The 14427-nt window shown below is 45.1% G+C and carries 15 protein-coding genes; 6 read left to right on the top strand and 9 right to left on the bottom strand.

Features of this window, described 5'->3' with window-relative positions; all coding sequences use genetic code 11:
* Window positions 1–47: 47 nt before the first annotated feature.
* Window positions 48–1394 carry a saccharopine dehydrogenase C-terminal domain-containing protein gene (locus Q1A23_RS02220; RefSeq protein ID WP_299818882.1) on the bottom strand — a complete coding sequence of 449 codons (1347 nt, stop codon included), beginning with the start codon at window positions 1392–1394 and terminating at the stop codon, window positions 48–50.
* A gap of 126 nt (window positions 1395–1520) precedes the next feature.
* Here Q1A23_RS02220 and cdd point away from each other — a divergent pair, with 126 nt between their 5' ends.
* The 3 genes from cdd (at window position 1521) to Q1A23_RS02205 (ending at window position 3999) form a co-directional block, all read left to right on the top strand.
* Complete coding sequence (cdd, locus tag Q1A23_RS02215; protein ID WP_299818879.1) at window positions 1521–2003, top strand: cytidine deaminase; 483 nt, start codon at window positions 1521–1523, stop codon at window positions 2001–2003.
* Between the two features lie 144 nt (window positions 2004–2147).
* Window positions 2148–2801 carry a phospholipase gene (locus tag Q1A23_RS02210; protein ID WP_299818876.1) on the top strand — a complete coding sequence of 218 codons (654 nt, stop codon included), beginning with the start codon at window positions 2148–2150 and terminating at the stop codon, window positions 2799–2801.
* 613 nt (window positions 2802–3414) lie between these two features.
* A complete protein-coding gene (locus tag Q1A23_RS02205) occupies window positions 3415–3999 on the top strand; it encodes a hypothetical protein (protein WP_299818874.1) in 585 nt (194 codons plus the stop codon).
* Window positions 4000–4095: 96 nt separating this feature from the next.
* On the opposite strand, the gene rlmH is transcribed toward Q1A23_RS02205, so the two are convergent.
* Both rlmH and Q1A23_RS02195 read right to left on the bottom strand, forming a co-directional pair.
* Entirely contained in the window at window positions 4096–4569 is a 474-nt protein-coding gene (rlmH, locus tag Q1A23_RS02200; RefSeq protein ID WP_299818871.1) for a 23S rRNA (pseudouridine(1915)-N(3))-methyltransferase RlmH, read from the bottom strand.
* 59 nt (window positions 4570–4628) lie between these two features.
* Window positions 4629–5021 carry a VOC family protein gene (locus Q1A23_RS02195; RefSeq protein ID WP_299818869.1) on the bottom strand — a complete coding sequence of 131 codons (393 nt, stop codon included), beginning with the start codon at window positions 5019–5021 and terminating at the stop codon, window positions 4629–4631.
* 148 nt (window positions 5022–5169) lie between these two features.
* Between Q1A23_RS02195 and Q1A23_RS02190 the strand changes: the two genes are divergently transcribed.
* Entirely contained in the window at window positions 5170–6024 is an 855-nt protein-coding gene (locus tag Q1A23_RS02190) for a hypothetical protein (protein WP_299818866.1), read from the top strand.
* 61 nt (window positions 6025–6085) lie between these two features.
* On the opposite strand, the gene lgt is transcribed toward Q1A23_RS02190, so the two are convergent.
* From lgt to Q1A23_RS02165, 5 genes are all read right to left on the bottom strand, one after another.
* The gene (gene lgt / locus Q1A23_RS02185; protein ID WP_363322013.1) at window positions 6086–6940 is read right to left on the bottom strand and encodes a prolipoprotein diacylglyceryl transferase; all 855 of its coding nucleotides are present in this window, start codon (window positions 6938–6940) and stop codon (window positions 6086–6088) included.
* A gap of 147 nt (window positions 6941–7087) precedes the next feature.
* On the bottom strand, window positions 7088–8974 hold the full coding sequence (gene nadE / locus Q1A23_RS02180) for an NAD(+) synthase (protein WP_299818864.1): 1887 nt from the start codon (window positions 8972–8974) through the stop codon (window positions 7088–7090).
* Between the two features lie 331 nt (window positions 8975–9305).
* A complete protein-coding gene (rnc, locus tag Q1A23_RS02175; protein ID WP_299818861.1) occupies window positions 9306–10046 on the bottom strand; it encodes a ribonuclease III in 741 nt (246 codons plus the stop codon).
* Window positions 10046–11299, bottom strand: coding sequence for a beta-ketoacyl-ACP synthase II (gene fabF / locus Q1A23_RS02170; protein WP_299818858.1), 1254 nt, complete (start codon window positions 11297–11299; stop codon window positions 10046–10048). The genes rnc and fabF overlap by 1 nt, the downstream gene beginning before the upstream one ends.
* Window positions 11300–11357: 58 nt before the next feature.
* A complete protein-coding gene (locus Q1A23_RS02165; RefSeq protein WP_018477241.1) occupies window positions 11358–11594 on the bottom strand; it encodes an acyl carrier protein in 237 nt (78 codons plus the stop codon).
* Window positions 11595–11753: 159 nt separating this feature from the next.
* Between Q1A23_RS02165 and Q1A23_RS02160 the strand changes: the two genes are divergently transcribed.
* Both Q1A23_RS02160 and pyk read left to right on the top strand, forming a co-directional pair.
* The gene (locus Q1A23_RS02160) at window positions 11754–12182 is read left to right on the top strand and encodes an IPExxxVDY family protein (protein WP_299818854.1); all 429 of its coding nucleotides are present in this window, start codon (window positions 11754–11756) and stop codon (window positions 12180–12182) included.
* A 2-nt stretch (window positions 12183–12184) separates the two neighbouring features.
* Window positions 12185–13612, top strand: a complete 1428-nt coding sequence (gene pyk, locus Q1A23_RS02155) for a pyruvate kinase (RefSeq protein ID WP_299818851.1) — start codon at window positions 12185–12187, stop codon at window positions 13610–13612.
* A gap of 281 nt (window positions 13613–13893) precedes the next feature.
* On the opposite strand, the gene rpsT is transcribed toward pyk, so the two are convergent.
* On the bottom strand, window positions 13894–14154 hold the full coding sequence (gene rpsT / locus Q1A23_RS02150) for a 30S ribosomal protein S20 (protein WP_299818848.1): 261 nt from the start codon (window positions 14152–14154) through the stop codon (window positions 13894–13896).
* Window positions 14155–14427: the final 273 nt, after the last annotated feature.

The raw sequence follows: 14427 nt of genomic DNA, 5'->3' as shown, positions 1-14427 counted from the left end.
AGGCTTTAGCTAAGATGTGCAAGTTGCGCTTTAGGAGTAAGTAATTTCTAACTTACCAGGCTTCTCTCCTGCTCTACAAAATCAATTCCGTATTCCTTTAGCTCCTCCAGTACCGGCTCGTACAGCTCAGGATGAATAGGGATAACAACGCCTTTCTGTGGAATCTTACCCTGCAACATCAGCTTAGCAAGTATACCCACAGGCAGGCCTACAGTTTTGGCCATGGCTGTTTGTATTTCGTCGTCGCCGATAGCTACTAAAGAAGAGGTTATTTCGCGTTGCTCTCCGTCAAGCTCATACTCGAACAGGTGCTGCATCACAATCATGTCTTTGTCGCCCGGGCTTAGTGTCCACTTCTTTTTTAGAATCTTCTCAAGCACCTGGGCAGGCGTGGCACCGGCAAGCTCTACAGCAGTATCCTCAAATAAACCCAACCAAGCTAGCTTCTGCATCACCTCGCCCTCCACGGGTATGCCTAAGTATAAACTGATGCGCTCTTCTATACTTTCGCCGGGTATAGCAGGTGGCGGCAGAAAAGCTTCTACAAAACTGCGGTAGGTCATACGTTCGGAGTTCTCTAAAGTATAGCTATCGTCGGTGAGGCCAAGTTGCACGAACGCATGCCAGGCTTCGCAGTAGCCGGGGCGGCGAAGGGTGCCGCGCAGCATCGTGGGGATGTCGAGAAGTCCGTAAGGCTCACGGTAGCTAAGCGAGTCGCGGTTGGCGTAGCCTTCAAAGTGGCCGTAACCATCTACATAAAACGCGTCGGTGCGCTGAAACAGCTGGTGGTACGGTATATACTTATACTCTCCTTCTTTGATGTATTTTGCTGTGCCCTGCCCAGCGAGTACAACGTTGCGGGGGTTCCAGGTAAATTTATACTGCCAGGGGTTAGTATCGAACTCGGGCGCTACCAAACCGCCTGTGTATGATTTAAAAGAAGTAAGCTTGCCTCCCTCTGCCTGTATGCGCCGAATAATTGCCATCGCCGACATATGATCAATGCCTGGGTCCAGGCCAGATTCCATAAGTATAGTCAGGTTCTTGTTTTGCGCCTCCTGGTGCAGCTCCAGAAAAGCGGGCGTTACATAGCTAGCTGTAATAAGGTTCTTCTCTTGCCGCAGGCATTCACGCGCTACCTCTATATGAAAAACAGCCGGAAGCAACGAAATAACTAAATCTGCCTTTGCCACCTCTTCTGCTCGCTGCTTTTGGTTGTGCACATCAAACGGAATGGCTTTTGCAACGCTGAACGGCGCTAAAAGCGGTTGCAGGTGCGCTACAGAGATGTCGCCTATGGTGATAAACCAGTTCTCAGTAGCCGCATTTTTAAGTAAGTATGCGATAAGCGATGAGGCGGAGCGGCCTGCTCCCAGCAGCAGAATTCTTTTCATAGTAGCATTTTGTTTTGCCTTAATTTAAACATTACGGCACGTAAGGCAAACTATAAGTATGGTTTTCTCAGAATATTAGTTTAAATTTATAACCCTTTTCTATTTTTTTGAACTATTCGCTACAAAATGGCAAGTGAACTAACTATAAATATTAGCATTGACGTGCTGGCCCCGGAAGAACTAAACGAGCGCGAGCGCAAGGCCATGCAACTGGCCCAGCAAGCTGCAAGCGATGCATATGCCCCTTACTCTAACTTTTTGGTAGGCGCAGCGCTGGTGCTGGAAGATGGCACGATGTTTAAAGGCAGCAACCAGGAAAACGCGGCTTACCCATCTGGGCTTTGCGCCGAGCGTACGGCCTTATTCGCCTTTAGCGCCCACCACCCAAACGAGCAAATTGAAATGCTTGCCGTAACTGCCCGCCGCCGCAACGATACAAATTTTTTAGCTGCTATGCCATGCGGTGCCTGCCGCCAGGTAATGGCCGAGTATGAGCACAAGCAGGGCAAGGCAATACCGGTGCTGCTGCAAGGCCCTGACGGCAATTTTTACCGTTTCAAGTCTGTAGCCGATTTGCTACCGTTCCAGTTTAACCGCGAAAACCTGTAAAAGAGCTGTAAAGCTGGTATCCTGCATGAAGGTAAGTAGCTACTACACGGTGGAGTTGTAGCGCTTTGCAAATTACTGGCGCTGCTTTAAGCAACAAAACGCATTTCTTATGGTTTCAAAGCCTTACCAAAGCGTATTAACGTTATGCCTATAACGGAGCAAAAACTTATTGTACCACGTACTGCCCGCTTTTATACTTTGGGTATTCCCTCTCCGGAGGTACAGGACCTTTGGATTGTGTGCCATGGATACGGCCAGTTGGCAAAGTACTTTCTGCGGCACTTTGCAATCCTTGATAATGGCAAAACTGTTGTAGTGGCTCCGGAAGCTTTATCAAGGTTTTACCTGGATGGTTTCTCGGGGCGCGTTGGTGCTACCTGGATGACCAAAGAAGATCGTTTAGCTGAGATAGAGGACCAGGCTGCTTACCTAAACCTGTTACTGCAGGAGCAGCTAGAGCAATTGCCCCAAAACGTACGTGTAACGGTGCTGGGTTTCTCGCAGGGTGGCGCCACGGTTAGCCGCTGGCTTGCTACCGAAAACATAAAAGTGCACCGGCTTATACTTTGGGCCGCCTCTTTCCCCGAAGACATTGATTTTGCCGCAGGCAAAACTGCCTTTGCTAATCTGCCCGTTGCCATGGTTTACGGCACACAAGATGAGTTCATCACACCGGAAGCTTTAGAGCGCAAGCAACAGCTAATGGCCCAACTCGGCATCTCCCCAAGCATTTATACTTTTGAAGGCGGCCATACATTGCATCCTGATACGCTGCAACTGGTTGATAAACAATTGTAATTTATTTTAGCTATATTGATACTGATGTGCGGAAAAATGCTCGTTTGCTGTACAAGCGCCTTCGCATATAATGCAGCTAAACGTCACGATGACGTTTATACAGTAGTTGGCAGTAATGAGTAAGCATGAAAAATGGAAAGAACCTATAAAATAAGCTTCATCGGATACATAACAATTCATGTTATTGCTATTGTATTTATGCTGCTTATTGCAGGCTCAAGTGGACACAGATACAGACTCAGTTCTACAGATTACTTAATTTTTGCACACCCTGTACTAACGGTGCTACTAATGTTGAGCTTAAATTCTGCGAATAAGCAGAATGAGAACATACAAAAGGTAGTAAAATCAGCTTTGGGGCTTCTGTTGCTTATTAGCTTTTGCCTCGCATTGTACCTACTGACTTCTTTTTATCAAGAAAGCTTAGATGTGGTGTTCCTTATTTTTTCACACCTATTCATCATTGCTTTTTGTGCTACTATTGTGATACTTTTATACGGATTGTTAAAGAATAAAATATAGAATAACTTCTGGCAACACAGCACATGAGCAGAGCTTCGGCTACGCCTCGCTCACCTCATGTACGAGTACCGTTGGCACATATAGATAATTAATGAAGAAGGGAATAATTGGGCTCGTCATTGTCGGACTTTTGTCGCTACTCTTGTTTTACCTTTTAAGGCCTAACAGGAATGTAGAGTTCTATGAAGGTTCATCAGAAGAATTATTAAAAGAAATGATGGCTGACTCTTCTGTTGTTGCAGTTTATGATGAAAGTGGAAAGTTAATTCACTCAAAAAGAGACACGGTAAGCGATTCTGTAGAATTAGTTAACAGCCAATTGAATGGGGATGTCTTTTATAGGCTTGCCAAAGGTGAGGATAGAGGATATGTAAAAAAGGAAGTCTTCAAGTATGACTACAGAAAAGAAGACTTATCAGTGAGCTTTAACAATGATACTGCGTCAGCATCAGTACCTTTTGAGGCTTCTATTTGCCTGAATCCTACTGACATAAAAAACACATCTATAAGTATCAAAAATGAAGAAGCCTATACAGTTAAGCAGGAAGAGGGAGAATATGGTGTTAGATACATTTATAGAGCCAAAGCACCAAATAAAGGAGTTAATACTTTCGAAGCAAAAGTAATGCTGGATGGGCAGGTGTACCCAATTCAGTTCAACTACTTTGTTAAATAGAAGAACAAAACGACACTATGCTAACCACACCCATAAGCCAGCTGAGCCGCCTTATGGCCAAGTCCGATAAACTATCAATCACAAACCCTACCTCCACTACTCGTGGTGGTACTTTTCGCCTCTTAATATTGTAAACCCACGGTATAGCTGCTCAATAAAGAAAAGCCTTACCATTTGGTGTGAAAAAGTCATTTTAGACAGGGCTATTTTCTCGTTTGCCCTTTGGTATACAGCCTCAGAAAACCCGAAAGCACCACCAATAACAAACACGAGATTAGTATTTACTACATTCAGTTTCTTCTGAAGAAAAGCAGCGTACTCCGCAGAGGTAAACATCTTTCCTTTTTCGTCCAGCAAAATAACGTGGTCGCCTTCCTGTATTTTCTGAAGTATAAGTTTTCCTTCAGCTTCTTTTAAATTATCGGCAGTATACTTGCCGCCCTGCTTTATGTCCGGAATAATGGTGAACTCAAAAGGGTGATAATGCTTGAGTCTTTTAAGATACTTCTCAATCCCCTCATCCAGAAACGCCTCGTCTGTTTTGCCTATCGCAATAAGTTTAATCTTCATCTGATACTGGTTTTCGCCAATATCGCTTTAAAAGGCATATTTTCCAACCATAAAGCAAATCACCGCTCCCACATGCCCTCCATTACCACCTCCAGCAGGTGCTTATCAGGGTCGCGGAAGTAGAAAGACAAATAGCCGCCTCCCCAATCATACTCCTGCTCCAGGGTTATGCCTGCACTTTTTATCTTTTCTGCCCAGGCAGGATAATCTGTTTTACTAACTTCAAATGCCAGGTGTAGTTGTCCGGTGCCATAGTGTGGTGGCAAATTGCCGCCTTTGCCCGAGGCCTCCGAAATAAAACACAACAGCACCGACTCGCCGGCTCTAAAGAAAACGTGCCGGTCCTTTACCTCCCCTATTACCTCAAGCCCCAACTTCCCGTTATAAAATTCTTTGCTGTTTTGCAGGTTCTCTACATACAGGCAGGTTTCCTTTATTTTCTTGATCTTCATGTTGCTGGTTGTTTTTAGATGCGCCTGGCGATGCTTTATGCTAGCTGCTACAGGCTTTTACAGGATAAATGTTTTAACGTCTGTTGCTACTTCTCGTTAAGTAAAGTATGCTGTACTTATTTTAATTTATACACAAACTATGAAGCTTATGGTAAAAATTTTAATCGTTTTTGTAGTTGCTATTGCTGCCATGCTATACTTTTTACGGCCCGCAACTTTTTCTACAGCCTCCGAAGCCACCTCTGAAAGCGTAAACCGCGGCAGTTTGCAAAAGATGGCCGCTTTACCCAGCCAGATAAGCGAGAGTTCGGGTATCGCGGTAATCAGCGAAAAGGGCCAATACGCAACGCACAACGATGCCGGCAACAAACCGAATCTTTATATAATAAACAGCAAAGGCAAACTAGAGCAAACGATTACCCTGAAGCTACCCAATGTGGATTGGGAAGACCTGGCAAAAGATGCGGAAGGGAATATTTATATAGCCGATACGGGCAACAACGACAACAAGCGAAAAGAACTGGCCATCTACAAAGTAAACCTTAGCAACACAGGCAGCCCCGAAGCTATTCGCTTTACTTACGAAGACCAAAAGGAATTCCCTCCATCCAAAAAAGAGCGCAACTTTGACTGCGAGGCAGTCTTCTGGCACGGCGGCCAGCTATACCTCATCTCTAAAGACAGAGGCCAGGGCGCAACCGCCAAAGTATACCAACTACCCGATAAGCCAGGAACCTACAAAGCAAAACTGCTAGGCAGCCACAAAATAAAGGCTGAGATAACAGGGGCAGCCATCAGCCAAGATGCAGGTACGGTAGCTTTAATAAGCAAGGGTAAGCTGCATATATTTACAGCTTATACTTCGCCGGCATCTTTTTACGAAGGAACATATAAGCAGCTAGTGCTAAAGGATGCCGGACAAACAGAGGCAGTTGCTTTTGAAAATGATAAAACGCTTGTAATTACCAGCGAAGGCGGCAACCTATACCGCTACGCCTTATAAAAGTAAACGCCTCTTTACCGGTTATGGTAAAGAGGCGTTTTATACTTTAAATCTTTCGAAGCTAGGCTTTGCGACTTTCCTCTAGCCGCCCACCAGGCAGGGCTGGTTTTGGTTTTTGCCATACTCTGAATAGTATGATCAAGCCAACCAAGATCAAAGGTATACTAAGCAATTGGCCGATATTAAGCACCATGCTCGCCTCTTTCTCCACCTGGTCCTCTTTCAGGAACTCAACTAAAAAGCGGAACGTAAAGAGCGCCGTTACAAAAATACCGAACAACAAGCCTTTCGGTAAAGCACTTTTATACTTCTTCCAGAGCCAGTACAGCAACACAAACAGCAGAAATACGCTTAAGGATTCGTAAAGCTGTGTTGGGTGGCGCGGTACTGTAGGGTTCTCGCCGAGGCGCTCAAATAAAAACGCCCATGGTACCGTAGTCTGGTGTCCGATTATCTCGGAGTTCATCAGGTTACCTAATCGTATCAGGGCACCGCCAAGCGCCACTACAATCACAATACGGTCCAGCACCCACAGGTAGTCAAACTTTTGCTTGCGGCTAAACAGCCAAAGCGCGAAAAGTATACCAATGGTGGCACCGTGGCTTGCAAGTCCGCCTTCCCATATTTTCAATATCTCGATGGGGTTGCTCAGGTAATACTCAGGCGAGTAAAACAAGGTATGGCCTAAACGCGCGCCTACAACCGTACCGATTATCATATAAAGCGTGATCACGTCTACGTCGCCTTCGGTGCGGCCCTCGGCTACATAAATTTTGGTAAGTATGCGCTGCCCAAACACAAATGCCAGGGCAAAGAACAAACCATACCAGCGTACGCTTACAGGGCCTATGCTAAATATCTCCGGATCAACGTTCCAGGTAATGTAGTTTAACAGATTCATAAGGATGATGCTCATACAGCCAAAGTTACAATAAATCGGGTATGGAAAAAATTGTAAAGCCGCAGCTGCTTCAGGTGTTTCTGCTAATCAGTTATAAATCAGAGATAGTATAACCCATAACGCAAAAAAGGCGCTGCTTTGCCTGCAACGCCTTTTTATACTTTACATTTGGTTTAGCTTAGTTAATTCTTCTTTAAAGCCCCCGCTCAGAATCGGGAAACGCAGCCAGCTTCGAGGGTCCACGTTGTAATCGTCCAGGTGGAAAGCGGGCGCATAACGTTCTCGTTTCCATTGGTTACGCGACCATAAGCTGTAGAACTTTGTTATCCAGTTCTGCAATTGTTCAGGCGCTGCAATCTGCTGCTCATTCAGTATATCAAACACCTCTTTTGGAGAATACCTGTCATGGAAAGCAAGCCGTTCGATTTGATTTAACACCGGGTATGGCATCAGGTCTTTCTCATCTGTCTGGGCTTCTTTGGCCGGGCGTAACTCTGCGGTTGGCTGTAAATTATTTACATACTGCAGGCCCACATACCCGAGCTCCTGCTGCATCCAAACCAGAAACTGGCGAATAAAGGCTTTATCAATCCCCGCAATCGGTGATATACTTCCGGCTGTGTCGCCATCCATGGTAGCATACCCTACCGATGCTTCACTTCGGTTAGAGGTAGCCATTAACAAGGCATTGTTGATATTGGCAAGCATCCAGATACCCGGGGCACGCACTCTTGCCTGTATATTTTGCAGCGTAATATCGTCCTGCTCCCAGGTTAAAGGCCGCGCCAGGGCAGCCTCAATCTTAGAAGTATAACCCGCTACTTCGTCATCAATCGTCCAGTTATAAAATTTAGCTCCAATAGAGTCGGCAAGTTCTTTGGCAGAAGTATACGTATCGTCGGAGGAGTTTACGGTGCCCTGGTACGCGCAGGTAAGCAAGCGGCTTACCAGTTCTCTCTGCGCCTCTTCTGCAGGCAAATCCTCGATATAAGCCGCATCGCGCAACGAGAACATCTGCAATTTTGCAACAAAGCCAAGCAACCCGAGGCTATGTATGCCACGCCGCACCATCTCTGCCACAGCCACGGCACACAACGAGGAGTCTGCACCACCACTCAGCGACAGCACAAAACCCCGGCTCCGGCTCTTACGCATGTAATCGAACAATGCCAGGCTCAAGGCAGCAATCAGTTCTTTGTTTTCATCAATGGGTGGCAGGTACTCGATTACTTCTTCTATTTTCGGGCTATCCGAGAAACATACTTCTGCACACTCCAGGTCTACATTTTTAAAGCACAGCAGCTCATTTCTCCGAATCAGTTTTCCGTTTTGCGCAATCAGCACTTCACCATCGTAAATAACGCGGCCCGCCTCGTTACCTAACAGGTTGGCATACATGTAAGCGCACTGGTATTTTTTTGAGGCATCTACTACCAGCCTGTGCCGTACATCGGTTTTACTTAGAGCAAAATGGCTGGCGCTTGGGTTAAGTATAAGCTGAACACCTTTTGGCATGTGGCGCTCCGCAGGGCGGTTTGGCCTCCAGGCGTCCTCGCAAATCTCAAAGGCATACTTCACACCCCTTTCTTCATAAACAATGTCGCCGATAGCGTATGTTTGCCCTATCATTTCGAACTGCTGCACCTCGTTAGCAGGCCAGGGTGTAAACCAACGCGGTTCGTAATGCAAGCCATCGTTTGCCAGAAACTGCTTTGCCGTAAAGCCTATAATCTCTTTGTTTTTGATGACACAGGCGGTGTTGTATACTTTACGGTCCAGGAAAACGGGCAGGCCAACAGCAACGGTGATGTTTTCGCACCACTCTTTTATTTGCAGTAATTTCTCAAATGCCACCTCCGATAACCAGGGGCTCAGGAACATGTCTTCGCAGCCGTAACCGGTAATGCAAAGCTCAGGCAGCAAAAGTATATCTGTTTTATTTGTGATTGCCTCTGTGATGGCATCTTTTATATTTTGCAGGTTGTTGTCCCAATCCATCGGAGTTTGATTGAGCGCAGCAGCCGCCAGTTGTAGTCTGGTTTCTTTCATGGAGTTTTATAACGCAACTTTTCGCTGGCAAGTTAAGCGTTCTACAGATTTGTTCTACAGTAGCAGTCGTAATTATTGGCTCGGGTGTGGATTGGGAAGGGTTTGTTGCTGCGATGCCGGTACTCAGTTTTACAGTATAGCGCGATACAAGTCATAGCGCCAGAGTTGCTTACAGCCTTACGCCATACTTTATACTTTGAGTTTTCATGCTCAAAGCATCATCATGCAAAAGCCTATACTTGTGTAAATCTGAATACATTCCTTAAACTGCAGCAGCCAAGTATACAGCGTTATACTTTTAAGTATTTGGCCTACTGCAAAGCAGCAGCAATCAGGAAATATTAAGGGCAGTCAAGCCTTTTTCTGCAGCGGCCTGTTCAGCTTTTTTCTTGGAAAGACCTACACCTACGGCTATAGGCTCGTCGTTGATGTATACTTCGGAAGTGAATTCGGTGGTATTGCCTTGTTGCTTACGATTAACAATCTCGAATCGTATTTCTTTATTCTGCCTCTGTGCCCACTCAATAAGCTTGCTCTTGAAGTTGGCGGTGGTATTTAAGATGCCGTGCAGGTCTATATGTGGCCTGATCAGTTTTTTAAGTATAAAGTGCCGTGTTCTGTCGTAGCCTTTATCCAGGTAAACTGCACCCACCAATGCTTCCAAAGCATTGCCATTTACAGATTTGTGGCGCATGCTGTGGTTAGAAGTATCTACCTTTACCAGCAGGTTTAATCCGATTTTCAGGGCAATATGGTTCAGCGATTCGCGGTTTACGATTCGGGAACGTACTTCTGTCAGAAAACCTTCGTCTTCGTACGGAAACTTGTTAAAGAGATGTTCAGCTACTACAGCACCAAGTATAGCATCGCCCAGAAATTCTAAACGCTCGTTCGTCTCATGTTTGCCCGCGTCATTCTGGCGCGCAAAAGAGGTGTGCGTTAAGGCAAGTTTATAAAGGCGGATGTTATCTGGCGTGATGCCAATTATCCCAGTAATAGCGCGTAGTAACTCCCTGTCTCTGGTAAAAAGCTTATGGTAAACGCGCCGAACTGGTTTAATAGGCCCAAACACTAATCCTTGAATTGACGAAATAAAACAGATGTATTATGCCCACCAAAACCAAACGTATTGCTCAGGGCAACATTTACTTCGCGCTCTTGTGCCTTGTTAAACGTAAAGTTCAGCTTCGGATCAAATGCTTCGTCGTCGGTAAAGTGGTTAATGGTTGGCGGCACCACATTGTTTTTGATGGCAAGTATAGAAGCAATTGCCTCTATGGCACCTGCAGCACCAAGTAAGTGGCCGGTCATTGATTTTGTTGAGCTGATGTTAAGCTTATAGGCATGCTCCCCGAATACAGTTTGGATCGCTTTTACCTCGCTCACATCGCCAAGTGGTGTTGAAGTACCGTGTACGTTAATGTAATCCACGTCTTCCGGCTGAATGCCAGCATCACGCAGTACGTTTTTCATTACGTTTAAGGCACCTAATCCTTCTGGATGCGGAGCAGTAATATGGTAAGCATCCGCAGACATACCGCCGCCGATTATTTCGGCATAGATTTTTGCGCCACGGGCTTTTGCATGCTCATACTCTTCCAGAATCAAGGCTCCGGCACCCTCTCCTAATACAAAACCATCACGGTCAGCATCAAACGGGCGGGAAGCAGTTTCAGGAGAATCGTTGCGCTCAGAAAGGGCTTTCAGGGCGTTAAACCCACCAATACCAGCCTCTGTTACGGCAGCCTCGGAACCACCTGTTACAATTACATCAGCCATACCCAAACGGATATAGTTGTAAGAGTCCAGGATAGCGTTTGTGGCAGATGCACAGGCAGATACGGTTACAAAGTTTGGTCCACGGAAACCATACTTAATAGAAATGTGACCCGCGCTGATGTCAGCGATCATCTTCGGAATGAAGAACGGGTTGAAACGTGGCGTTCCGTCGCCGTTGGCAAAGTTCACACATTCTTCCTGGAATGTGCGTAAACCGCCGATACCAGAACCCCAGATCACGCCAACGCGGTCAGGGTCGTAATTTCCCTCGACCAGATTTGCATCGGTAACAGCCTCATCGGCAACTACCATTGCAAACTGAGAAAACAAGTCCATTTTGCGGGCTTCTTTCCGGTCGAAGTATTTCTCTGCGTCGTATCCTTTTACTTCACAGGCAAACTGAGTTTTGAATTTTGTCGCGTCAAAGCGGGTTATAGGCGCTGCGCCACTCACGCCATTGATCAAACCGTTCCAGTATTCAGAAACAGTATTTCCAAGTGGCGTGAGTGCGCCAAGCCCAGTAACTACAACTCTCTTAAGCTCCATAAGCTGCTAGTAGAGGATAGATAGGTAGAGATTTATACTAATAGGTTTAAAGCAAAAATTACTTTGCGTGCTCTTCCAGGTAGCTAACCGCCTGACCTACTGTAGCGATATTCTCAGCTTGATCATCTGGAATAGACACATTGAATTCTTTTTCGAATTCCATGATAAGCTCAACTGTATCCAGTGAGTCAGCGCCTAGGTCGTTAGTGAAGCTAGCCTCCGGTGTAACCTCTGACTCTTCAACACCAAGCTTATCGATGATGATAGCTTTTACTTTTTCTGCGATTTCTGACATTTTTTCTTATAGTTTATTAAAACACTGTGCAAAGAAATATAATTAGGCAGACAATGTCAAAAAAAATTACGCTATTAGCACTTTAACAAAAGTTTTAACGCTAATACTTCGCTTTTGCTGCAAGAGGTTCTTACTTTTGGGTACAAACAAGTCGGGCCCATGAAGACTTTGAGCTTAAACATAGAATACGATTATGATTTTGACATTTACGGCATTGTCTCGCCTGTAAAGGATTATAAATTAGCCTGGGTTCTGAACAACTTGTTTGATCTGCAACTTTCCAGACAAAAGGACCTATGTTATGACCTTTTTGGGAAAGACCGCCTGATTATCTCAAATTATCAGTACATTACCGACCACACAATAATTCGATTATTCCGTAATAAAGCCTTGGTTGCTACAACGCTGAAAAAGCCTTTTCTGTTACCGGATATAAAAGAGTATGATTATGTGATACAAATTGCAGGTGCTATGCAGCAACTTTACCCGCAGGAGTTTATTAACAAGATTCTCAAAACCCCGCTGGTGCAGTACGTAAAAAAATTCGATCCACTTACACTTAAATTTAAGGAGAATCTACTTTTCTAAACATGGAAATTTCATTTAACAAAACAAAGATTCTTGCCACAGTAGGCCCTGCCTGCAATTCTTATGACCGTTTAGTAGCCTTGGTACATGAAGGAGTAGACGCCTTTAGGTTAAACTTTTCGCATGGTGAGTATGCTGCACACCAACAGGTTATTGAGCATGTGCGTGAATTAAACAAGAACCATAAAACCAATGTGTGCTTAGTTCAGGATTTACAAGGCCCGAAAATTCGTGTGGGCGAAGTAGAGAACGGCGGCGTCGAAATTAAAGAAGGCCAAATTGTAAAGCTGCTTTGTGATGGCTCTGTAAGTAACGCAGACCATCTTGCCACTAGCTATACCGAACTTGCCAGGGATGTGAACGAGGGCGATGCTATATTGCTTGACGATGGCAAACTGGAGCTGACTGTACTTACTACCGATAAGGACTGCATGATTGAAGCACGAGTGAAGTATGGCGGTGTAGTAAAGCCACGCAAGGGCATCAACCTTCCCGATACAAAAGTTTCTGCACCATCGCTTACTGAGAAAGACATTCGCGACCTGCACTTCGGGCTGGATAACGATGTAGAATGGGTGGCGCTTTCGTTTGTGCGTAAAGTGGAGGATATCCTGGAGATTAAGCGTATTATAAGTGAGCGCGGCAAAGACACGCGTGTTATAGCCAAAATAGAGAAGCCTGAGGCCATCAAAAACATTGATGAGATCATCCATGCGGCTGATGCCCTAATGGTAGCACGCGGCGACCTAGGCGTTGAGGTTGGCATGGAAAAAGTGCCGATGATCCAGAAGATGTTGGTAGAAAAAGCAAACAAAGCCTCTAAGCCGGTAATTATTGCTACCCAGATGATGGAGAGCATGATTGAGAACCCCCGCCCTACCCGCGCCGAAACAAACGATATTGCTAACGCGGTGATTGATGGCGCTGATTGCCTTATGCTAAGTGCAGAGACAGCTGTAGGCGCTTACCCGATCGAGACGATCCGTAGTATGAGCCTTACCATTAAAACGGTAGAGACGCACTCTGACATCTTTAACAAGACATATATTCTTAACCCGCACTCCGAGACTTTCTTTAGCGATAGCCTTGTGGCAAACGCCTGTAACCTGGCGCGCGATACCAATGCCCGAGCAGTTATCGGCATGACCAAGTCAGGTTATACTGCTTTCCAACTGGCCAAGCACCGCCCTAAGTCTGATATCTTTATCTTTACGGAGAACACCAAACTACTGAACACGCTTAACCTGGTGTGGGGCGTACGTGGTTTCCACTACGATAAGTTTGAGTCTACTGATGCTACGATAGCGGATATTAAGCAGGAGCTTTTAGCGGGGAACTACATAAACAAAGGTGATGTGTTCATCAACACGGCTAGTATGCCGATGAATGAGCAAAAGCGCACCAACATGATAAAAATAAGTATCGCTTAACATACTTTTTACAAAGCAAAGGGGCCCGGGTGTGTATACATCCGGGCCCCTTTGATTTATGGGCCAGCCTAACTGGCAATGCTGTACAGTTTCAACTACAGATTCGTCTTTCGCATAAGCCAGGCAATTTCTCTGGCAGGCTAAACGTACACTTCTCAGGAGCCAGGTTTACACTTGTAATTACGAGACGCCATCTTATAACCAGCAATTTTGAAAAGTATAAAAAACACAAGAAGCCTTACACTAAGTGTAAGGCTCCCTTTTACTTTATACCAGCAAAATTAAGCTGCGGCCAGGCCGTTAACTAACTTAGCCAATCTTGACTTGTTGTTAGCTGCTTTTCTCTTGTGGATAATGTTTTTCTTGGCAAGACGGTCAAGCATAGAAGAAACTGTCTTGTAAAGCTCTTGCGCCTCGGCCTGATCAGTAAGGTTTTCTAATCTCTTGATAAAAGTACGAGTAGTTTTCGCCTGATATCTGTTACGAAGACGTTTAGCGTTATTCGCTCTGATTCTCTTTAATGCCGACTTATGGTTAGCCATATTATTTTATACTAATTAAATCTTTTATTCCGTTCTGTAATGAGTTTGCAAAGGTAAATTCTTTACAACTAATTTCCAAAGCACCTCTTCATATTTTTTTAAAAGTATGCCTGGGTTTGCAAAGGTAACAAACACAGGGCGTTAGTCCTAGTACTGTTTTTGTTTAATATCTGATACAAAAGCCAAAGACTGCATATGTCTCGTCCTGATATAAGTTGACGGGTTTGAGACGAAATTACTTTTTAATTTGAGACCTCCAATACGTTTGTGTTG

The organism is uncultured Pontibacter sp. (assembly GCF_947492645.1).
In the GTDB taxonomy this organism is placed as follows: Bacteria; Bacteroidota; Bacteroidia; order Cytophagales; family Hymenobacteraceae; genus Pontibacter.
The sequence above is the reverse complement of the archived record's forward strand: the minus strand, read 5'-3'. Positions and strand labels throughout refer to the sequence as shown.

Coding starts and splice junctions, on each gene's coding strand:
- Q1A23_RS02220 (WP_299818882.1), bottom strand. CDS start 1,394: ATGAAAAGAATTCTGCTGCTGGGAGCAGGCCGCTCCGCCTCATCGCTT.
- Q1A23_RS02190 (WP_299818866.1), top strand. CDS start 5,170: ATGGTAAAAATTTTAATCGTTTTTGTAGTTGCTATTGCTGCCATGCTA.
- lgt (WP_363322013.1), bottom strand. CDS start 6,940: ATGAGCATCATCCTTATGAATCTGTTAAACTACATTACCTGGAACGTT.
- Q1A23_RS02195 (WP_299818869.1), bottom strand. CDS start 5,021: ATGAAGATCAAGAAAATAAAGGAAACCTGCCTGTATGTAGAGAACCTG.
- rpsT (WP_299818848.1), bottom strand. CDS start 14,154: ATGGCTAACCATAAGTCGGCATTAAAGAGAATCAGAGCGAATAACGCT.
- Q1A23_RS02210 (WP_299818876.1), top strand. CDS start 2,148: ATGCCTATAACGGAGCAAAAACTTATTGTACCACGTACTGCCCGCTTT.
- Q1A23_RS02205 (WP_299818874.1), top strand. CDS start 3,415: ATGAAGAAGGGAATAATTGGGCTCGTCATTGTCGGACTTTTGTCGCTA.
- Q1A23_RS02160 (WP_299818854.1), top strand. CDS start 11,754: ATGAAGACTTTGAGCTTAAACATAGAATACGATTATGATTTTGACATT.
- pyk (WP_299818851.1), top strand. CDS start 12,185: ATGGAAATTTCATTTAACAAAACAAAGATTCTTGCCACAGTAGGCCCT.
- rlmH (WP_299818871.1), bottom strand. CDS start 4,569: ATGAAGATTAAACTTATTGCGATAGGCAAAACAGACGAGGCGTTTCTG.
- cdd (WP_299818879.1), top strand. CDS start 1,521: ATGGCAAGTGAACTAACTATAAATATTAGCATTGACGTGCTGGCCCCG.
- Q1A23_RS02165 (WP_018477241.1), bottom strand. CDS start 11,594: ATGTCAGAAATCGCAGAAAAAGTAAAAGCTATCATCATCGATAAGCTT.
- nadE (WP_299818864.1), bottom strand. CDS start 8,974: ATGAAAGAAACCAGACTACAACTGGCGGCTGCTGCGCTCAATCAAACT.
- fabF (WP_299818858.1), bottom strand. CDS start 11,299: ATGGAGCTTAAGAGAGTTGTAGTTACTGGGCTTGGCGCACTCACGCCA.